This is a genomic window from Porphyromonas sp. CAG:1061, assembly GCF_000435035.1.
In the GTDB taxonomy this organism is placed as follows: domain Bacteria; phylum Bacteroidota; class Bacteroidia; order Bacteroidales; family Porphyromonadaceae; genus Porphyromonas_A; species Porphyromonas_A somerae.
The window spans coordinates 68,413-88,108 of the sequence record NZ_HF988918.1; the positions used below are offsets into that span (position 1 = coordinate 68,413).

At 42.6% G+C, this 19,696-nt stretch carries 18 protein-coding genes and 1 tRNA gene; 4 read left to right on the top strand and 15 right to left on the bottom strand.

Annotation, left to right across the window (positions count from 1 at the left end):
- Positions 1 to 25: 25 nt before the first annotated feature.
- The 13 genes from QVO39_RS05515 to QVO39_RS05575 all read right to left on the bottom strand — a co-directional run bounded on the left by QVO39_RS05515 (position 26) and on the right by QVO39_RS05575 (position 12,782).
- Entirely contained in the window at positions 26 to 1,045 is a 1,020-nt protein-coding gene (locus QVO39_RS05515) for a glycosyltransferase family 2 protein (RefSeq protein ID WP_021903353.1), read from the bottom strand.
- On the bottom strand, positions 1,032 to 2,699 hold the full coding sequence (locus QVO39_RS05520; protein WP_021903354.1) for an ABC transporter ATP-binding protein: 1,668 nt from the start codon (positions 2,697 to 2,699) through the stop codon (positions 1,032 to 1,034). The genes QVO39_RS05515 and QVO39_RS05520 overlap by 14 nt, the downstream gene beginning before the upstream one ends.
- Complete coding sequence (locus tag QVO39_RS05525; protein ID WP_021903355.1) at positions 2,696 to 3,820, bottom strand: nucleotidyltransferase family protein; 1,125 nt, start codon at positions 3,818 to 3,820, stop codon at positions 2,696 to 2,698. The genes QVO39_RS05520 and QVO39_RS05525 overlap by 4 nt, the downstream gene beginning before the upstream one ends.
- Before the next feature lie 3 nt (positions 3,821 to 3,823).
- The gene (locus QVO39_RS05530; protein WP_288171813.1) at positions 3,824 to 4,252 is read right to left on the bottom strand and encodes a S24/S26 family peptidase; all 429 of its coding nucleotides are present in this window, start codon (positions 4,250 to 4,252) and stop codon (positions 3,824 to 3,826) included.
- Positions 4,253 to 4,274: 22 nt separating this feature from the next.
- Entirely contained in the window at positions 4,275 to 4,553 is a 279-nt protein-coding gene (locus QVO39_RS05535; protein WP_021903357.1) for a PqqD family protein, read from the bottom strand.
- Positions 4,554 to 4,560: 7 nt separating this feature from the next.
- Entirely contained in the window at positions 4,561 to 5,448 is an 888-nt protein-coding gene (locus QVO39_RS05540) for a hypothetical protein (RefSeq protein WP_021903358.1), read from the bottom strand.
- Between the two features lie 43 nt (positions 5,449 to 5,491).
- Positions 5,492 to 6,442, bottom strand: a complete 951-nt coding sequence (locus tag QVO39_RS05545; protein WP_021903359.1) for a glycosyltransferase family 2 protein — start codon at positions 6,440 to 6,442, stop codon at positions 5,492 to 5,494.
- A 4-nt stretch (positions 6,443 to 6,446) separates the two neighbouring features.
- The gene (locus QVO39_RS05550) at positions 6,447 to 8,108 is read right to left on the bottom strand and encodes a glycosyltransferase (protein ID WP_021903360.1); all 1,662 of its coding nucleotides are present in this window, start codon (positions 8,106 to 8,108) and stop codon (positions 6,447 to 6,449) included.
- An 82-nt stretch (positions 8,109 to 8,190) separates the two neighbouring features.
- Positions 8,191 to 8,261, bottom strand: a tRNA-Gln gene (locus tag QVO39_RS05555).
- 192 nt (positions 8,262 to 8,453) lie between these two features.
- Positions 8,454 to 10,010 carry an L-lactate permease gene (locus tag QVO39_RS05560; RefSeq protein WP_021903361.1) on the bottom strand — a complete coding sequence of 519 codons (1,557 nt, stop codon included), beginning with the start codon at positions 10,008 to 10,010 and terminating at the stop codon, positions 8,454 to 8,456.
- 34 nt (positions 10,011 to 10,044) lie between these two features.
- Positions 10,045 to 10,629, bottom strand: coding sequence for a LutC/YkgG family protein (locus tag QVO39_RS05565; protein ID WP_021903362.1), 585 nt, complete (start codon positions 10,627 to 10,629; stop codon positions 10,045 to 10,047).
- 9 nt (positions 10,630 to 10,638) lie between these two features.
- Positions 10,639 to 12,006 (bottom strand): lactate utilization protein B, encoded by a 1,368-nt coding sequence (locus QVO39_RS05570; protein ID WP_021903363.1) that lies wholly within the window; start codon positions 12,004 to 12,006, stop codon positions 10,639 to 10,641.
- A 14-nt stretch (positions 12,007 to 12,020) separates the two neighbouring features.
- Positions 12,021 to 12,782 (bottom strand): (Fe-S)-binding protein, encoded by a 762-nt coding sequence (locus QVO39_RS05575; protein ID WP_018028570.1) that lies wholly within the window; start codon positions 12,780 to 12,782, stop codon positions 12,021 to 12,023.
- A 740-nt stretch (positions 12,783 to 13,522) separates the two neighbouring features.
- Here QVO39_RS05575 and QVO39_RS05580 point away from each other — a divergent pair.
- From QVO39_RS05580 to QVO39_RS05595, 4 genes are all read left to right on the top strand, one after another.
- Positions 13,523 to 13,879 carry a hypothetical protein gene (locus tag QVO39_RS05580; RefSeq protein ID WP_288171815.1) on the top strand — a complete coding sequence of 119 codons (357 nt, stop codon included), beginning with the start codon at positions 13,523 to 13,525 and terminating at the stop codon, positions 13,877 to 13,879.
- Between the two features lie 109 nt (positions 13,880 to 13,988).
- Positions 13,989 to 16,325, top strand: coding sequence for a TonB-dependent receptor (locus QVO39_RS05585; RefSeq protein WP_021903364.1), 2,337 nt, complete (start codon positions 13,989 to 13,991; stop codon positions 16,323 to 16,325).
- A 13-nt stretch (positions 16,326 to 16,338) separates the two neighbouring features.
- Complete coding sequence (locus QVO39_RS05590; RefSeq protein ID WP_021903365.1) at positions 16,339 to 17,013, top strand: hypothetical protein; 675 nt, start codon at positions 16,339 to 16,341, stop codon at positions 17,011 to 17,013.
- Between the two features lie 9 nt (positions 17,014 to 17,022).
- Entirely contained in the window at positions 17,023 to 17,979 is a 957-nt protein-coding gene (locus tag QVO39_RS05595; RefSeq protein ID WP_021903366.1) for a hypothetical protein, read from the top strand.
- A 129-nt stretch (positions 17,980 to 18,108) separates the two neighbouring features.
- Here the strand turns inward: QVO39_RS05595 and QVO39_RS05600 are convergent, their stop codons facing one another.
- Positions 18,109 to 18,957, bottom strand: coding sequence for an FKBP-type peptidyl-prolyl cis-trans isomerase (locus tag QVO39_RS05600; RefSeq protein ID WP_021903367.1), 849 nt, complete (start codon positions 18,955 to 18,957; stop codon positions 18,109 to 18,111).
- A gap of 29 nt (positions 18,958 to 18,986) precedes the next feature.
- On the bottom strand, positions 18,987 to 19,577 hold the full coding sequence (bamJ, locus tag QVO39_RS05605) for a BamJ family beta-barrel-assembly machinery protein (RefSeq protein WP_021903368.1): 591 nt from the start codon (positions 19,575 to 19,577) through the stop codon (positions 18,987 to 18,989).
- Positions 19,578 to 19,696: the final 119 nt, after the last annotated feature.

Below are 19,696 nucleotides of genomic sequence, written 5' to 3' on the forward strand. Positions count from 1 at the left end.
GTTTAGATTATGATTTAATCATGTCCTAAAATCTAGTGTGGTTTATTAAGGCTCTAAAGGATTGGAATGTGCGTTGGAGTCTTGTTGTGAGAGCTAGAGAGTAGCGAAAAGGAGACATAATATCCACCTTTGAAAGCCCTTTTTTCGGTTTCAGATATTCAAATTGATACTCCTTGGCATACTCGCGATATAACTGATCCTTATTTGGCAAATCGCAGGTCTCAAAAATAGGAATCAGAGCGGTGAGAAACAGACTATTATGTGTAGTGGCTAATAACGATTTGTAGGCACCTTCTTGTGCTTGAGTATAAGTATTACGCATTGATTTTAAGACAATAAATAGACTTAAAATGTGTTTTCGCAAGGATGGCTCAGATCGATTATTCATTGTAGAACCTTCACGAGTATATCTGTAGTAATACAGTCCTTCACTACTTTTATAATGCCCGATACGAGTTGCTTCCATGATAAGCCGGGTATTAAACTCTATATCCTCATGATATATTCCCGATAAAAAACAGATGTTATTTGAGCTACTAAGCACGCGTAAAAACAAATAGTTGCAAGGAGAATAGGTCATCTTTCCCATTTCAGCAAACTCATCTAAAGAGTATGCAATTTCATTAAAATGAGCGAAATCATCCTTTATGTTTTTCCTTTCTCCATCTACCTTGGCCACAGGGAACAAGCAGATATCTAGCTGGAGTTTTCTTACATAATCAAGCAATGAATTGATACAATTTTCTCTTATCCAGTCGTCTGAGTCAACAAACCATATATATTCACCTGTCGCATAGCTAAGGCCAACATTTCTAGCAACGCCTTGCCCCGCATTCTCTTGATAGTGATACGAGATATTAGGGTATTCATTACAATATTGCTTTACAACTAGTGCTGTGTCATCTTTCGACCCATCATCCACCACTATAATTTCATAATGCTCGTGTGGAATGTCTTGGTTTAAGCAACTATCTAAGCACTTGCCTATATATGGAGCTACATTGTAGGCTGGAATAATGATTGATAGGAGTTTAGTTGTATTCATACGATTCGTTGATTTTACCATGTGCTAAGTTGAGGGTGCGGTTACAATGATCTGCCACCTTCGGATTGTGAGTAATAAATAGTGTCGTTAGACCTCTTTCAATAGTCAATCGTTGGAGATTAGCTAGCAATTGAGACTCCGTCTCAGGATCCAAGGCAGAAGTTGCTTCATCAAGTAGCAATATGGGTCTATTTGATAATAAGGCTCGTGCAATAGAAATACGCTGTGCCTGCCCTTCCGATAGCCCTACACCACCCTCTGTAAGAACTGTATCCAAGCCCTCACTAAGTTCTAATACATAATCTGCAACAGCCAAGTGCAGTGCATCTATCATTTGCTCCTCAGAAGACTCAGGAGCACCGAGTAATAAATTATCTCTGATCGTCCCAGAGAAAAGTGCTGTCTCTTGTGGCACATAAGCAAATGCATCACGAGTTTGTTCGTCTATCTCCACCTTTTTTCCTTCCAAGAGAGCTAAATGCAGTGAGCCATTCATAGGAGTCTCTAGTCCCATCAAGAGCTTGAAAATCGTAGTTTTTCCCGTACCAGTAACTCCAGTTAATGCCACCAATTCACCACGATTGATTTCAAAGTCAACCTGATTCAATACCTCTTCTCTTCCTTTATAGCTAAAGCTTAGCTTCTTTGCCTGGATACTATCAATGGAATTGAAGGCTACATTTTTAGATGCTCTTGATTCCGAAGGGAGCAAAAGCAATTCCTCTAATCTGTCAATGGCTGTTAGTGAAGATGCAATACCTGGCAATAGCTTTACGGTATTGTAGGTAGGTGATTGAATGTAAGAGACCAATTGCAAAAAAGCTACTACCGATCCAAAAGTAATCAACCCTAAGTGCAGGCGGTAGATGGCCCATACCATAGCTATTCCATACCCCCCAGTGAATACTATTTTCAAAGCTAAACCACTATATACACTGAAGCGTAGTTGCTCTTTAATCATGTCCACCAAATGTTTCTCCCCCTTACCCAGCTGAGAGAGTGTCTTAGATTGTTGACCAAAAATCCGTATGATTAGTTGATGCTGAACTACCTCATTAAAGTAGGAAAAAAGATCGCTTTCCCGTCCTTTCACTCTGTGAGTGATCACTCGCATCTTCCTAAAGTATATTCGACTAAAGAAAAAGACGAAGGGGATAAAAAAGACGACACACCACGTCACTCGAGGATCAATGAAGGACATGAATACTAATGCTCCAATCAACTGAATCACCCCAATTGCCAAGGAAGGTAACTGCCAAACCAGTAATCCAGTTACCTCCTTTGCATCCTGAAGTAACCTTGAAGTAAGATCCCCACTTCTAAGGTGTGATAGCTCATTCCACTTAGTATACAGTAGCTCGTCATAGAGCCTAGCACGAAGCGTTTTAGTGATTTTTGCCGACGTGGTAGTTGAAAACCATCTATTCCAAGTGGTCAGTAGTATTCGTCCAAAGATAAGTGATAAATACCATATCACTACAAACCAAAAGTCATACTTCAATGAATCCCCTGTAGCCACATCAATTAATAGCTTACTAAGCCATACAAAGAGGAAGCTAAGACCCACTGATACCAGCCCTAGAAGAAAGATTAAGAGCAATCTAACCCAATAATCTTTTAATAAAAAGGAAATAATCCTTGTCTTCTTTTTCATCTTCTTTTCACAGTTTCTTGGGCTCTAAAAAGAAGCATATCCATCGGAGCTTTATAGGCATAATGACCTATTATATGCCTATAGTGGAAATTATGATCCACTACACTCCACCACTTCCAAAAGCGTTGTTGCCAGACACTTCCTTGAGAGGATCTACTCTTTAACTGCTCCATCCTATTTTCAAAATAGCAATGCTCTAGTGATTTTAAATCGCGATGGAAATTAGGTGTTTTCTCTGGCCTTTTCCATGGAATTGACTCTTCTGGAAGCTCAAACCACCTATGCAAGAGCTCTCCAAAGAGACCTACTTGATACTCTAGCTTCATTTCTTTAAGCAAGCGTGACAATCTGTCTTGATCAATAGTATGACCATACTTACTCACCACAAAGTACCAATCCAATAATCGCTTAAAGTTAGCACCACCGTATAAAAAGTCTCCAAAAAAGTGGAGAAAGGTGTGAATTAACTGTAGCTCAGCGGGTAATACTTGTACAGGAACATTATCAATTAAGATAGCCTTTTTCTCAGTGTGATTGAGTAATTGACTGTAGTACTCTTCAAATACCTTATTCTTAGCAGTCATAGGTAAGTAGAGCAATTGACCGTGGCACTCTAGTAAGAAGGTATCCATTTGCACCGCCTTATGGAGTAACTTATTATTTTTAGTCTCACTATGAATTTTGTATCCCCTCCTACTCATCATCTCTATAACCTTTTCAAAATCAGACTTATCTTGAAAGTATAGGTCAATATCTCCAATGGTTCTCAGTAATGGATTGGGATATAGAGCAGCATTAGCATGGCCTTTTACGAGGATGGAATGAAAATTAAGTGCCTCCAACTCATTATAGAGCTTTGCTAAGACAGCCGACATATCATTAGATAGCCTCTCCAAGCCCTGCAGATAGCTCATCAGTTGAACTGAAATATTCATAGGCAAGTCGGGGAGTGTCAGCAATTGATCGGCAATCATTCCCTCCACCTGATGCTGCTTAGCAAGTCGCCATAAATGTGGTGCCTGCTGAATTGTGGACTCCGAATCGGAGCCATTATTTTCAAATGGAATGCCCCTAATAGAAGCTCTCAATAGTTCAATAAAAAGTAGCGATGCTCTATCCATAATCTAAATCAAATCTAGTCGTCGTAAGACCCCCAAAGACTTTTTCCTAAGCCAGCTACCTTTTGGCCAAAGATACTGAAAGCCTCGCCATAGTAACGACCCTTTATGAATCACTCTACCATTACTCCATACTATCGCTATTGCTTCTCCTAATATTGAGTCAATCTTAATATGCTCTATGCCAGCAGGATTGCCATCACCGCGTAATAATACGCTGTCAGAGTATATTTTCACAATTCGATGTAAAATGAAGTCGCCATCATTAATAGCCAACACTATCTCTCCCACCTTAAGACGGGCACAAATAGGTGCTAGAACTATTTTATCAGTCTTATCATGAATCAAAGGATACATACTATTACCTCTGGCTCTTACTATCACTCGGTATCCTTGTGATAAATCTTTCGCTGCCAAACCGAGCAGATCTTCCATTTCCCTCCCTACTAGAAAAAAATTAATGATTTTCTAAGCTTATCAAGCCTGAACTTTCTATAAGCTTCACAAGAGCAACTGCATCTTCGTGGGCTTTCTCAGTATCAACATCATAATTATTCAGCAAAAAAGTGGCTACTAAATCTGCACTAAATTCAAGTCCAGTAAAAGTCTTGACAACCTCAGCAGCACTCTCATTAAGCGTTACTACAGAACTATATCCTACGCCCTGTGGGCTTGGTACAACTGTAATGTACTCGCTGCCTACTTTACGAATTACGATGTCGTCTCTAAGTTTCATAAGATTACTATTTATCATTAGACAATAATGGGTACGTTAGCTCCACAGCCCCTCTATCAGGTCTACACTCCAACGTATAAAATGGGATCTGCTGGGCAATATCTGTCAATAGCTCAAACGACTGATTGCGATGGTCATTGTCTGTTCTAAGCACACTTGTAGACATCACCAATGCACTTAAAGCTTCACTAAACTTCCCTCTATAGATCTTGTTTTCAGGAGCTTGCTTCAAAAGCACCATTCCTGCCACCTTTGCCGATTCATTAATATAGCAAGGAGTCTTTCCACTCCACGGAGCTCCATACACCCTTACTTCTCCATTTGGAAGAAGACGAATGATAGGTTCATCATCATTCAGTAAGCGTGCACCAGGTACATACCTCCTCCATAACATTGAATGAGTACTCTTTCCTGTGCCACTAGTTCCCATAAAGAGCAAAGCTTTTCCATCAACCATCGTTACAGAAGCATGCATCTTTAAGCCCTTCAACTTGATGAGTTGCATCCCATAAGCTGGTATCAAAAAAGAGTTTAATACATAGATAGCATCCTTCTGCAATAGATCCACATCGCATTCGACATTAGACCAATCCTTTGTAGCACGCATATAGTAGAGATGGTCAAAGAGCTCCATCTCTGTATAGTAGTAGTGGTCATCACAATATATTTTGGACCAACCTCCCTCAAACTCTCCAGTATCGATTGGAGTTAAATCACTAGGAATGGAAATCCCTACCCCTGCCGTAAAGCAGACCTTTGCCTCAACACCTTTACTACATTTCAAAAGGAAAGGAGCATAGGGGATCAATAGCTGCGACACACGATCGGCATTCGGTGTCTCCAGAACTACTGGCATTCCAGCAATCTCATAATATAGATGTCCAATATCACTCATACTCTACAAAGATACTATTTTGTCTCCATCTAAAAATAGGAGGCTAATTTGTCTTGGGAAATAGCCACTCTTCAAGGAACCCTAACCCATAGGCAAAGTGCTGCACATAGACAGCAGCTACCGCGTAGCCTGCGAGCTCTAAACTTCCCCCTTTGGTGTATACATCTACCACAATTGCAAGTGGGTAAAGGAGCAAAATGGAATAAAGCACAGGCGAGAGGGTCAGTAATACAGCCACATTGAATATCACAAATAGACTAGGCAATGTATGAGCCAACTTGAGCGTACCAGGGTGATAGCGATTAAGTACTATTCTAGCCTTTCCACTCTGACGAATCTGTCGGAAAAAAGCTTTGAAATCAACCCTGCGCTTATGGTATACCCAGGCCTCTTCAAATAAAGCAGAAACCCCACCATTCTCCAAAGCTCGCATACTTAGGTCTAAGTCCTCTCCGTACCGCATACCATCTCTAAAGCCGCCCAACTGATTAAATAACTCCCGACGTATCCCCATATTAAAGGTACGTGGATAGAAATGGTCAACACTCTTTTTCTTGCCACGAATTCCACCTGTAGTGAGTAACGAGGTCATAGAGTAGTCAATCGCCTTCTGTATTATTGTAAAGTCTTCTCTAGACCTATCTGGACCTCCCCACAAGTCGCAAACTGTATTATCTACGTATTCATTTACCCTCTGAATGTAGTTATTGGGAAGTACCGCATCACTATCCAAAAAGACTACCCACTCACCATTTGCCTCTTTTACCCCTCGATTCCTAGCACCACTTGGGCCGGTATTTTCCTGCACAATATACTTCACAGGCAATCCCGAGACACTTACCACATCTTCAGAGTCGTTGGTAGAGCCATCTTCTACCACGATCACCTCATAGTCAATACCTTCTACCTGCTCTTGTGAAACAAAAGAAGCTAATAACTCCCGTAGCTCATCTGGCCTATTGTATATCGGGATAATGAATGAAAACTTACACATCTGCTCAATTCTCTTTAGATGGTTTTCGATTGATTGCCTCACTATAGGCCTCTAAATATTGGGCATAGAAGCAGTGCCAACTCGCTTTCTGAGCTAATTTCTTAGCACGTTGCTTGCTTTGTGCGACCATCTCCTTAGGAAAAGAAGAGAATCGTGCAATCTTTTGAGCAATGCTCTCCGCCAAACTCTCAAATCCATCATCCTCTCTTTCTAGAGCCTTTGCACCATACCTCAGGCAGTTCTTGGTATTGGTCTCCATGGCCCACATACCAAAGCCAGCTTTGTCCGTTGTAAGTGTAGGCACCCCAAAAGCGATGCTTTCTAATGGTGTATACCCCCATGGCTCATAGTAGCTAGCAAATACCGTTAAGTCCACAGCCGGCAAAAGGTCATAATAGGTAATATTAAGCACCTCATCAGCACCATCCAAGTAATCTGGAATAAATATTGGATAGATATTTTGCCCCCAATTCTCAGCTAAAGAATGGAGGTGTGCCAAAATTTGATTGCCCAATCCATCATTAAGCTCATGAGTAACGTACGGCATCTGCATTGCAAGCGTAGTAGCTTTGTCACTAGCTAAAGCTACTTGGAGCTCAGGCCTAGGAGCTTTAACCCAACTAGGCACCAATATTAATGCCACAATATCTCGAGTTAAGTCCATATTATGTAGTCGCCTCAAAGCATCAATAAACACATCCAGCCCTTTATTACGATATTCACAACGACCAGAAGTGGCTACTATAAATGGATCGTCGCTTAGCTTAGTTCCGTAAAGTGTCTCCGTAAGATGATAAATAGCTTTTCTTCCTCCCTCGCGTAGTTTGCGCAATTGGTATCCAGAAGGTATCACCCCCTCCTCCCAACCATTTGGAAGCACCATTGGCTCACGACCTATTAACTGTGCAGCTTCAAGTGCTGTTACCTCACTGACCGTAGCAAAGACATCTGCCACATGAGCAGCTGAACGCTCCACCTGATGCTTGCACATCACGCCAAGTTCTTCGGCCATTTGATTACCGTTATAATTAGGTAGCTGGCTATATAATGGCTTCCCATTACTAGCTATAGAACGTCCTACAGAGGTAGCATGAGTAATAAATAGTGTGTAAATCTGAGGAGCCCACTTCCGAAGTGCTAAGAGCCCCATACCAGTTGTCCACTCATTGAATATGGCCAAAGGATACTCAGAAGGAAAAAGCATAATATATGCTTTCATCACTTTTGCAACGGCAAGGCTAAAGAGGCAAGAATCATCATAATCGCCATATCCTATCTCTCCACGAATACCATACTCCTGCCACATCTCATAATATAGCCCATCTTTCTGACTAGCTAGCGATTGATAAGCCACAAGTGCCACACGAGGCTTGCCGACAACATCCCAACTCCCCAAATGTACCTTAATCCCTGTTTCAGCGAAGAGCTTATCAGCCAGCTCATGATCACTCTTTTTTCTAGAAGGGATAAAGTCCTGCTGTGGAGTCTCAAGTTTTGGCCCTATAAATAACAGGGATTCTCTCCCATGCTTCTCTATCATTGTTGCCACACGGGTGCTAAGTACAGTATAGATGCCCCCCACCATATTGCAGACCTCCCACGAAGTCTCCATGATAATAGTGGGGAGGGTTGGGGTAGCAGAAAGTTTATGCTCGTTGATACTCATATAATCTTAACCTTTGAAATAAAATAAACGCCTTCTCGGTAATTCCCTAGAAGGCGTTTTAATATATAGGCTATCTAAAAAGTTGACCTACGAGGATTCGAACCTCGACAAACAGAACCAAAACCTGTTGTGCTACCATTACACCATAGGTCACTCACGCCCTAAGCAACTTCCCTAAGGCTCCGCAAAGATAACTACAAAAATCTATATGACAAAATACTAAAGCTATGATTTCTGCATTAAGAGAGCTATTTTAGCATAAACTCCTTGATAATATCACATTAAACCATTTGCTTTCAAGTAATTAATCTATTGCAAAGTACCTTTCAAAAGTCAGAGAAAGATCTAGATAACTCCGACTGAGAAGTACACCATAAGGCCAGCCAATACAATATAGCCCACGGCATAGGGAAGTGCAGAGGCAAGAATCTTACCATCCTCACCCTCCATACCACACGATGCAGTTGCTATAGCAATACTCTGTGGGGAGATGATCTTACCTCCAGTAGCTCCTGCAGTATTCGCTGCTGCCAACCAATTAGGGTCAGGATAACCAATCTGAGTGGCCACATTTGCCTGAAGCTTACCAAATAGGATATTAGAGGAGGTATCACTACCTGTCACAAAGGTACCGATAGCACCTATCAGTGGTGCAAAGAGAGGGTAGTAAGCACCTGTAGCTGCCGCAAGCGCTGACGCAATCACCAATATCATACCCGAGTATCCCATCACAGAAGCAATAGCCACTAGGCTTAGAATGGTCACCACTGTTTTTCGGAGATTGACCACCGTTTCAGCTAATACAGTGAGCAAGGTCTTTACACTCAGTCCTTGAATAAGTCCACCAATTACGCTACCCAGAAAGAGCATAAGCCCAGCATTGGAGATCCATCCAAAGGTAAAGAACTTCCCTTCAGGATATATGGGCAAGTGAACTTTACTTACAAGGGTACTCTTAAGGAATCCATTGATACTAGGAACTAGTGGACCGCTGAGCACAATAAATAGGAGGATGAAAAAGTACACACTCCAAGCCCTAAGGTTTGCCTTGGTGGATACCTTTTCTTCCTCTACCTTCTTGCCACTCTTAGTAAATAGCTTAGCATATAGTATGATTACAAAGATAGAAACAATGCTTCCAAAGATAGCTGGAGTCTCGGCTCCTAAATATCTAGCTGATGTAAATTGCACAACGAGTGATACAATACCTACAAGTAGTGCCAGTACAATATTCTTGCCCAGCGCCTTCTTACTACTATCAGTTAAAAACAGAATAATAAAGGGCAAAATAATCATCAGTGGGGAGAGTTGCACAACCACCTTAGAAGAGATATCCAAGATCTCCTCTTGTGTTGCAACACCACTCGCAGAGACTTCATTCGCAAGAGTTGTCACAGGCACGCCCACAGCACCAAATCCTGTGGGCACACTATTAGCTATCAATGAAACCAAAGCACTAAACCCAGGCTTGAATCCCAAAGAGATTAGGATAGCAGCTGGAATCGCAACGGCAGTTCCAAACCCTGCCATCCCCTCTAGCAAACCACCAAATCCCCATACTAGGAGAAGCACGGTGACCCCTTTGTCATCAGAAAGTGATGTGAACTGACGCTTAATAATCTCTATATCACCACTCTTAAGCAGTACATTATAGCTATAAATAGCCATCAGTATGATAATCAAGATCGGGAAGGTTGCCTTAAGGAATCCCTCTAGCACTGCCCACCATACCCCACTCTGCTCATACCCTTCTGGTGCAAAATCAAATTGATTAGGAAGGAAAAGGGCTATAAGAATGGTAACGATCAAGGTGATAAGGGCACTTTTGTGTCCTGCCATCTTAAAGCCGAGCATCAAGACGAAAAGGAGGACAATCGGAAGAATAGAAAATAATACGCTCATATTTATCTATTGTTGGATGATGATAGATACTCAATCACACGAGTAGCACCACGGTCTCTCTAGCACCGTGTGCTCCTTTCACCAGAGCTTGCTCAATATCAGCCGTCTTTGAAGGCCCAGAGATAAACCCACGGAACTCATTGGAGAGCTCTCTTGGCACCTTTTGATAGGCCTCATGCATCGTATCCACGAGTGCATTACGATCTAGTATGATCACCATTGCCTCTGCAATGAAGTAGATAGCACGATGCTTATATGATTGCTCAATATAAACAGCTCCGTTCTCACACACCCCGAACTCACCGCGAATAACTACAAGGTCCGTCCCATTAAGCTCTCGTGGGGTTTCAATCTCATCAGGATTATAAGTAGCTACATGGACCTCTGGAAGATTGGAAGCCACTCTTTTGGCATCGGGATAAAGTCGTTGAATAGCTTGGTCTACAGTCTCACCTTCATCCAGCAATTCTGCACGCCCACCTACTCCAGCCGAAATATTCAGGAAAGTTTGAAGCCTATCATCGTAGGTGATATGTTGAAAGCTAAGGTCTGGCATCTCATACTTCTCATGGGTGTGACGCCTTATATTGTCTAATATCTTTTGTTTGCTTTGATCCATAATAGTGCTTTATTTTTTATGATGCTCCTTCCACCAGCTATTGAATGACTGCTTAGTAAACTTTGGCAACTCACGACCCTCACCCCAAGCATTCAAGCCATTATAGATAAGAGGTCGAGGGAGATGATTGACAACTGGCGCCATCTTGATGGCAGTATTAAACATAAACGGGCTATTGAATACAGGGGTCATTGCGTTAACCATCAGCTTCTTCTCCTTATTGGCTTGGCCCAACTTATCCAACTTTTGTCGCCATACATATATCTGCTCTCCTAGATCAATCATCACTGGGCATACATTGGAGCAAGAAAGGCAGAGCGAACATGCCGACACATTGCCTGAGTGCTTATTAGGATCCTTTAGCATACCAAGATTGATACCAATAGGCCCTGGAATAAAGTAACTATAAGAGTAGCCACCACTTCTACGATACACGGGGCAAGTATTCATACAGGCACCACAACGTATACAATTGAGTACTTTACGGTGCTCCTTTTGCTCTAGAATGTCCGTACGCCCATTATCTACTAGTATAAAGTGTTGCTCCCCACCCTGATGTGGCTTTCCGAAGTGCGAGGTATAGGTAGTGCTTGGCTGGCCGGTAGCAGATCGAGCTAAGAGCCTTGTAAATACCGCAAGGCTATCTAAGTTGGGAATCAATTTATCAATGCCAAACGCGGTAATATTAAGGTTTTGACAAGACATACCCATATCAGCATTTCCCTCATTAGTGCAGACCACTACCTCACCAGTTTCAGCTACAGCAAAGTTGCCTCCCGTCATAGCTGCATCGGCACTGAGGAAGTCCTCACGTAGTGATTTCCTAGCTTGGTGAGTCAGGTAGGTAGGGTCGAAGTTTCCCTTCTCACTTCCTAGCTTCTCCTCAAATAGTTTGCCTACAGCTTCACGCTTAATGTGTATTGCAGGGAGTACAATATGGCTAGGATGGGCATGCATCAATTGTAGGATACGCTCCCCTAGATCACTCTCTACCACATCTATGCCTTTGGAAAATAGATAGTTATTCAGCTCACACTCCTCAGAGAGCATCGACTTACTCTTCACCATCTTCTTCACCCCATGGCTTGAGAGGATATCATAGATCACCTTACGATACTCCTCGGCATCCTTTGCGTAGTGGACGATACAACCATTGGCCGTGGCATTTTTTTCAAACTCCTCAATCAGCTCCTCCATGTGAGAGGTGCTATACATCTTTATATCACGGGCTGTCTCTCTTAGCTTCTCCCACTCAGGAATATGCTTGCTCAGATTATCACGCTTTTGACGAACGAGCCAAAGGGTCTCATCGTGCCACTTGGCATTTTTCTTATCGGCTAAAAAGGTTTTAGTGGCTTTGGCATGCTGTGTACTCATAACTCAGTAGATCTTTATAGATTAGCGGTTAGGATTTCTAGAAAATGTATCGTGCGAATTGGAAGCTTTTCTCGATCGATCACGCCCTGCATATGCATCAGACATGAGCTATCAGCCCCAGTAATGTATTCAGCACCAGTAGCAATATGGTCATTAACTTTGTCACGTCCCATACAAGCTGAGACTTCGGGTTCTTCTACAGAAAATAGCCCTCCAAAACCACAGCACTCATCAAGCCGACTTGGCTCCTTTACAGTTATCCCCTCCACCTTTTCAAGTAGTGCCCTGATTTTATTGAAGTAGGGCACAGTACGTTCCGATGGAGCTGATAGTCCCAATTCTCTTACACCGTGACAGCTATTGTGTATGCTGACAACGTGTGGAAACTTTGAAGCAAATTTTTCTGGCTTCACCACATCGTGTAAAAACTCAGTAATGTCGTAGATATGCTCTGAGGAATGGCACTCGTGAACTGGTCGACCTAGAATCTGAGGGTGAAACTCTTTCACAAACGCAACGCAACTAGCAGAAGGCCCTACAATATAATCGTACTCCTTAAATAGTTTGTCAAATCTCTCAGCTAAGTGCTTGGACTTGGATTGGTAGCCACCATTGGCCATAGGTTGTCCACAACAAGTTTGGTCAATTGGATAGTCTACATCAAGCCCTAAAGAGCATAGTAGCTTATAACAAGCTATCCCTACATCGGGGTAGACCGCATTAATATAACAAGGGATAAAAAGCCCTATTTTCTTTTCTTTTAATACTTCATCCATACAACTTCCGTCACATCAAGTAGGTTATGTCGTTAATAAAATCAATGAAGAGGAGGTTACATCCTTCTCCTTCGTAATGACTGCGAACGAAGAAAATGGCTGTAGAGGGTGTACAGCAAAAAGTAAGTCCGCAATCACTTAAGTTCTCCAAATGTAGCTATATTTTTAGAAACTCAAAAATATATTAACTATAAATCCAGGGGTTACGCATTAGAAAGGTTTTCCCCATAGTTTTTAGTGGAATGCCTAAGGAAAAGGACCTCCTTGGAGGTCCGACGGATCTTAGCCCCCACGTCGGAGGGGCGTTAGCCCCGAACGACTGGGGGATTAACAGTCATCCCCCCCTATCCTACGACCCCTTGCGGGTCGGACAACCTAATCTAGGACTCATCATTTGCTCTCAATGTGTGTAGTCATTCAGGAATAGAGAAGACGAAGTGCCTACACGTTCAGAAATGCGATGGTATAGCAAACGTATATTCCGCATACTTGCGGAACGTATTCCGTATGCGTGCGGAATCTATTCCGTAGCCCTGCGGAATTCATTCCGCACGCATACGGAATAAGAGGTTGATGCAGTATCCTTGAAAAGAGCATGTGGTATTCCTGAAAATAGTACACACCAGTCACCCGTTATTCCTGAAAGTGTTGACACTTCTTGTATTCTATTCCTGAATAGGCACACAAATGATAGCGATAAAAGACTTCAAAATTAGAAGATATATTCTTATCTTTGTGGCGTGAAAAGGAGAGATAGTATATTCGGATATTTAGGTCATCAGAGAGAATGGATTGCTGCCACCCTCTTTGTAGTGCTACTCTGGCTCGGAGGGGCTATGGGTATGCATGCCTTGTCTCCAGAGCACCTATTACATCATACTACCTCTACCGACAACACAAATACAGGAGGTGAGGAGGAGTGTATCCTGCTAGTCTTTGGCAACTCCCCTTTTGATTGTTGTGATCAATCCGAAGCACAAATAGTACATTTCGGTAGCACTGAGTATCAGTACCCCGATGATATTTCACTAATCACCTCCTATCCATTTTCGCACCCCTTACTTCGTGCACCTCCTATCCTTGCTATTGATTGCTAGAGATTAGTAGTTAGTAGTTGTAGCAAGTAACGTAAGTCCTTGTGCCTCATCAATTATTGTGGTGTAAAGACTTGGTCTACTGCTACGGAATTAGGAAATCACATATCATATGAACTTAATAATTAGGAGGATTATCCCTTTCCTCCTCATTGCTCTTGCCATGGTGAATGGTGGAGCTAACATCTCTGCACAAGAGAGATCAAAAGGGCTACTCATTAGGGTAATTGATGATGAGACGCTACAGCCTCTTCCAGGAGTGTTAGTCCATTACGGTAGGGAAGGAAATGTCACAAATGAAGAGGGCAATATTGATTTGCCTCAAGGATTGGCAGCAAATACGACGGTGAGTTTTAGCTACATCGGATATCAAAAGATAAGCCTATCAATAGACAAACTGAGGAGAAGCAAAGGTGGAGTAATCCACATGACACCTATTGCTGAAGCTTTGGGAGAAGTGGTGGTAACTACTGAAGGAAATACCACAAGACGTACGGCAGTGGGTCAGAGTATTGGTGCCCTCACTCTAGGCATGCAAATGGGCAAAAACCTAGGGGAGGCAGTACAAGGGGTAAGAGGTGTGAGCCTTATCTCCAATGGGGTTTCATCATCTCAACCAGTAATCCATGGAATGTATGGGGAGCGTATTCTCATCCTCAACAATGGAGTGAGGCACAAAAGCCAGCAGTGGGGGCAGGGGCACGCACCAGAAATAGCCCTTGCCCAAGCTGGTCGTGTGACCATATTAAAAGGTGCTGAGAGTGTTCGTTATGGTGCGGATGCCCTTGGGGGTGTTATCATTGTAGAGCAAGCATCTCTCCCTTATACTCAAGAGGGTATTAAAGGGTCAACGACTCTGTATGGAGCCACTAATGGGCTTGCTTATGGGCTATCTGGAAAGCTTGAAAAAGGGATGGGACCTCACCTCGCATGGAGAGTTCTCGGTGACTACAGCAATAGCGGTGACAAGAGAACAGCTCAATATCTGCTCAATAATACAGGACAACGTCAGTGGAGTATGCTGGGGCAACTAGGTTGGCGAAGCACTGCATTAGAAGCTGAGCTACTTATCAGCTCTCTACAAGAGAAAGAGGGCACCTACTTTGGTGCACAGATGGGGAATGTAGACTTATTAAAGGAACGTATTGAAATGGGAAGGCCTCCCCAAGATGTCATTACCCCATTTACCCGTAAAATAGATTATGGGTACCATACTACTTCCCATAGTCTTGCAAAGCTAAAAATGGGTTATACCCCTAATAATCGACATCGTTTTGAGGGAATGATCGCCTATCAACTCAACCTTCGAAACGAATATCATCTGAGAAGGAATAAACTGAGTCACGTACCAGAATCTGCACTTGTATTACAAAATGTGGAAGGTGAATTTCTTTGGCACTATACTGCTAATAAGCACCTTGAGGTAGAGAGTGGCATACTTGGCACTTTCACTGATAATTACAACAAACCAGGGACTGGCGTGGTCCCCATGATCCCCAACTATGTACAAGGAGGATGGGGAGTCTATACAATTACAAAGTACCACACAGATATGTGGGGTGTAGAGATCGGGATTAGAGGAGATGGACAACGCACTGAGGCAGTAGGAATAGACTATGATGGACAAAACTATGGAGGCATTGAGCACCAAAATAACCTCACCTACTCTATCGGAGGATATGCCGAAATTGCCAACGGACTAACGCTTAGAAGTCAGATTGGAAGTGCTTGGAGAGCCCCTCATGTTTCGGAGTTGTATAGCAATGGTCTAGATATGGAGCGGGGTATTTATATGATCGGCAACAAGGACCTAAAGAGCGAAAGAGTATTTAAGTGGGTAGCCTCATTGAGTTACCGCAATAGTTGGTTGCACGCTGATATAGAGGGGTACCTACAGTGGGTCAATAATTATATTTACCAAGAGCCTACGAAAGCTTATCGCACGCTGGTATCGGGCACCTATCCACTATTCGCTATCAAACAAACATCAGCGGCACTTCATGGGGTAGATGCAGAAGTTACAGTATACCCCTTTTCATGGCTAAGCTATACTATTTCGAGTGGCATGATATGGGCTAATGAGCAATCTACAGGGCGCTATCTACCCTATATGCCTCCGCTACACATTCGTGAGGAGATCAAGGGAGAGTGGGCAGTTTTGGGAGGAAGGCACAAAGCTTCCATCTCACTACATCACAAATTCGTTGCTAAGCAAAAGCGATTTGACCCTGATACCGACCTTATTAAGTTTGCCCCACCTGCCTACCATTTGGTAGGTCTCAATGTGGGTTTTACTCAAGGTGGAATAGCAAAGAATAGTGATATCATCTACCGACTTAGCATCGAGAACCTATTCAATAAGGAGTACAAGGAGTACACCAACTTGGCACGCTACTACGCTCATGACTTAGGAAGGAACATACAATTTTCAATATCATACAACTTTTAACTGATTAAAGATTATGCAAACAAGACAATTACTTTTCGTAGCCCTATCCGCTATTCTAATAATGGCAACAAGCTGCAAACCAAAAGAGGCGGTGGATGAAACAAAGCAAAAGAATCATCAGGACACACATAAAATAGAGATAACTTTCACTCCTGGAGCTATGAAAGGGGATAAATTCATCCCTTCGGGTGAGCCATCGGCCTCTATCATAGCCTCGCAAGCGAGCGAATGGCGACAGAGCAAAGTGATTACTCTCCAGACTGATACCCCCTATTTCGTCCAAGTCACCCACTATAGCAAGTCGGGGCAATCAATCAACCGTGAGTATGTAACTAATGGGGAAGATCGGATACATCAACACTTTTTCATGCCAAAGATTGAAGAAAGCAATCTAAGTGCAACGTCAATAATTGACTATCTGTACTTGGATACAGACCCTTGGGATGCCCCTATCTCAACTGATGCCAAGGTGATCGGCAAAGAGAATCCGATTGGTCTCAAGGGAGTTATGACTTTTAAGGTGCCTACGGAGCAATTAAAAATACGGCTCAGACTACTTCACGCAAGAGGTAGCAAGTTTAGCAGTGAAGGGAAAGTATCGCCATTTTACCAACCAAGTGTATGGACAGCTAACGGACAGTATGACCTCGACTTTACCTTTGAACTCAATGTGAAATCTAAGAAATAACCACAAAATATGAAGCTTAATGTATTACTATTCATTGCTACAGCTCTTATGGCTGTAGCTTGCAAATATGTGGAGTATCCCAATATTCAAACTCCAATAGAGCTACCAGAAGTAGCCAAGGTGGAGGTGGTGGTCATTGAGGGACATTTACACGGCACCTATGGTTTTCACCAAACTGCAGACGCAAAGGGACAAAAATATATGCGACGCTTTCATAGGTTTATATTTGAAAAAGGGCCGGATGGCTCAATGATCTTATCTCCCACCTCTGAGCAACGTCTTTGTGCAGTAGGCGGCATCGGAGAGCACGATCCAAAAATCAATAATGATAGCGAGCTAAGCAAAAAGATAGCGATTGCTTACGGTTTCTGGGTAGAGTACTATGATGCTCAAGGTAATCAGATAACTGATAAAGTTCTCGGTGGAGATCATTCAAAACGACTTCAGCACTTTTTTACTGTTTCAGATACCCACCCTACTTTTGATGGAGATAAAAATGAAGTGGACAAATATAAAGAGTCTGCTGACTTCATTACCTATATATACTGCGACACCGATCCATTATCGGCACGGATTAAAGATGGAGCTAAGGTAGTAGGTTCAACCAACCCTATCGGATACAAAGGCTACCTAGGCTTCTCTGTACCCCGCTCTGAATGCTCTCTACATATCACCCTCTGCGACCTCACTTCTATAGGGAAGTTATCAAGCGGTAGCCCATACCGCTACTACCAAATACCCACACAAGGTGAAAAGCTAGTGGAACTAACATTACCAGTGACCATTTTTGCTCATGGATACGAGGCGGTAGAGCACTACGAACTAGAGAATATGACTGAAAGCGATATGAAATACCTTAATTCAATTGCTCATGCGTATGGAATTACCCAGAAAGAGGCATTGGATGAGATCCTCATTCGCCTTCATGACGATTCCGAACACACCGACTCAGGATACTGGTTCTAGTATCCAGTTTGTGTGATAGTGACTTTTTACTACGAGAGTTGATCCGGCCAATTGGATAACCTATATACATTAAAAGCGGTCTATCTAGCTTAGATAGACCGCTTTTAATGTAGTGCAATAGGGACTTCTTTACTTCTTGGCAGGAGTCACCTTGATCAATTCGCACTCAAACTTTAGAAGTCCTGTAGGACCATAAGTTTGTTCACCAATCTCACCGTAAGCTAGGTTACCTGGAATCCAAAGAGTAAACTTTGAGCCTTCTGGCATAAGTTGGAAGCCCTCAGTCCAGCCTTTGATCACACCATTAAGTGGAAACTCTGCTGGCTCTTTACGATCGTAAGAAGAGTCAAATACCTCACCTAGTACATCAGTACCCTTGTAGTGAACAGTAACAGTATCATCAGCACTTGGCTTAATACCAGTACCCATAGTTTCAACCTTATACATCAGACCACTCTCAGTCTTTTGAACATCAGCATCAGCTGCGAGTTCTCCGAGTATTTTCTTCTCAGCATTTACCTTCTTTTCGTTAGCAAGACGTGCTTCCTCAGCTTGCTTCTGCTGCATCTTCACTTGAAAATCCTGAAGAATTTTATTGGCTGCATCTTGGTCAATAACGCTTTTATCGCGAAGCTCAGCTACAACACCTGCAATGAAATTGTCAAGGTTAATAGTGGTATCTTGCTCAATTCCTTGACGGAAGTTATCACCCATTCCGTAGCCCTGCATGTAAGAAGATGACTTTCCACCTTTTTCGTAAGCTCCATCAATGATTCCCTGAATCAAATCATCAAGCTTTATGGTAGAATCTTGCTGGAAGTAAGTTTTCATCTGTGAAGCATTAAGCACTCCAATAGCATAAGATACGCTATCGGTGTCATTGGTAAACTTTGCAGGCTTAACCTTACCACCACAAGAAGAAAGAAGCATTCCTACTGAAAATAGGATAGTTGCTCCACCTAATAAAATCTTTTTCATCACTTAAAATATTAATTTGTTTGTATTTATTATTTTACTATATCAAGTAACTCAATATCAAAGATAAGAGTACTATATGGCTCAATCATCTGGCCTGCACCATGCTCGCCGTATGCGTGCTGGTATGGGATGGTCACCCTCCACTTCGAGCCCACAGGCATCAATTGAAGAATCTCTTGCCACCCTTGTATCACTCCATTCACTGGGAATGTAGCTGGCTCGCCACGTTGAACCGAGCTATCGAATACCACGCCATTAATAAGGGTACCATGGTAGTGGCACTTCACGCTATCTGTAAGCTTAGGCTTTTCGCCATCGCCCTTCACTAGGATCTCATATTGTACCCCAGATGGCAATGTTGTTACCCCCGCCTTGTGGCTATTTACGAGCTGATACTCAGCTCCGGCACTCTTATTTAGCTCTATACGCTCCTCATGGACTTTAGTTAGATAGGCATTTAATACCTCTCTAGCTTCATCCATCGTCATTGCCTTTTCCTTCTCCTCTAAAACGTCTAGTAGGCCCTTGGTAAAGTCCTCAGCGCTCTTAACCTCAAAGCCCTCTGCCTTGAAATTGTGGCCCATACTTAAGCCTAGGGCATAACTAACTTTATCTTTCATTATAAACTCTATTCAATTAAACTTTGTAATAACTCGGTTGCAAAGATAGCAAAAAATGAGGGGATATTAAAACGTGTGAGTTTCAATACCCCCTCTGTCATATTAGTACTTAGTGAATG

What these genes read in the sequence shown, in the direction of transcription:
- QVO39_RS05515 (WP_021903353.1), bottom strand. Translation starts at nt 1,045, where the DNA reads ATGAATACAACTAAACTCCTATCAATCATTATTCCAGCCTACAATGTA.
- QVO39_RS05520 (WP_021903354.1), bottom strand. Translation starts at nt 2,699, where the DNA reads ATGAAAAAGAAGACAAGGATTATTTCCTTTTTATTAAAAGATTATTGG.
- QVO39_RS05525 (WP_021903355.1), bottom strand. Translation starts at nt 3,820, where the DNA reads ATGGATAGAGCATCGCTACTTTTTATTGAACTATTGAGAGCTTCTATT.
- QVO39_RS05530 (WP_288171813.1), bottom strand. Translation starts at nt 4,252, where the DNA reads ATGGAAGATCTGCTCGGTTTGGCAGCGAAAGATTTATCACAAGGATAC.
- QVO39_RS05535 (WP_021903357.1), bottom strand. Translation starts at nt 4,553, where the DNA reads ATGAAACTTAGAGACGACATCGTAATTCGTAAAGTAGGCAGCGAGTAC.
- QVO39_RS05540 (WP_021903358.1), bottom strand. Translation starts at nt 5,448, where the DNA reads ATGAGTGATATTGGACATCTATATTATGAGATTGCTGGAATGCCAGTA.
- QVO39_RS05545 (WP_021903359.1), bottom strand. Translation starts at nt 6,442, where the DNA reads ATGTGTAAGTTTTCATTCATTATCCCGATATACAATAGGCCAGATGAG.
- QVO39_RS05550 (WP_021903360.1), bottom strand. Translation starts at nt 8,108, where the DNA reads ATGAGTATCAACGAGCATAAACTTTCTGCTACCCCAACCCTCCCCACT.
- QVO39_RS05560 (WP_021903361.1), bottom strand. Translation starts at nt 10,010, where the DNA reads ATGAGCGTATTATTTTCTATTCTTCCGATTGTCCTCCTTTTCGTCTTG.
- QVO39_RS05565 (WP_021903362.1), bottom strand. Translation starts at nt 10,629, where the DNA reads ATGGATCAAAGCAAACAAAAGATATTAGACAATATAAGGCGTCACACC.
- QVO39_RS05570 (WP_021903363.1), bottom strand. Translation starts at nt 12,006, where the DNA reads ATGAGTACACAGCATGCCAAAGCCACTAAAACCTTTTTAGCCGATAAG.
- QVO39_RS05575 (WP_018028570.1), bottom strand. Translation starts at nt 12,782, where the DNA reads ATGGATGAAGTATTAAAAGAAAAGAAAATAGGGCTTTTTATCCCTTGT.
- QVO39_RS05585 (WP_021903364.1), top strand. Translation starts at nt 13,989, where the DNA reads ATGAACTTAATAATTAGGAGGATTATCCCTTTCCTCCTCATTGCTCTT.
- QVO39_RS05590 (WP_021903365.1), top strand. Translation starts at nt 16,339, where the DNA reads ATGCAAACAAGACAATTACTTTTCGTAGCCCTATCCGCTATTCTAATA.
- QVO39_RS05595 (WP_021903366.1), top strand. Translation starts at nt 17,023, where the DNA reads ATGAAGCTTAATGTATTACTATTCATTGCTACAGCTCTTATGGCTGTA.
- QVO39_RS05600 (WP_021903367.1), bottom strand. Translation starts at nt 18,957, where the DNA reads ATGAAAAAGATTTTATTAGGTGGAGCAACTATCCTATTTTCAGTAGGA.
- bamJ (WP_021903368.1), bottom strand. Translation starts at nt 19,577, where the DNA reads ATGAAAGATAAAGTTAGTTATGCCCTAGGCTTAAGTATGGGCCACAAT.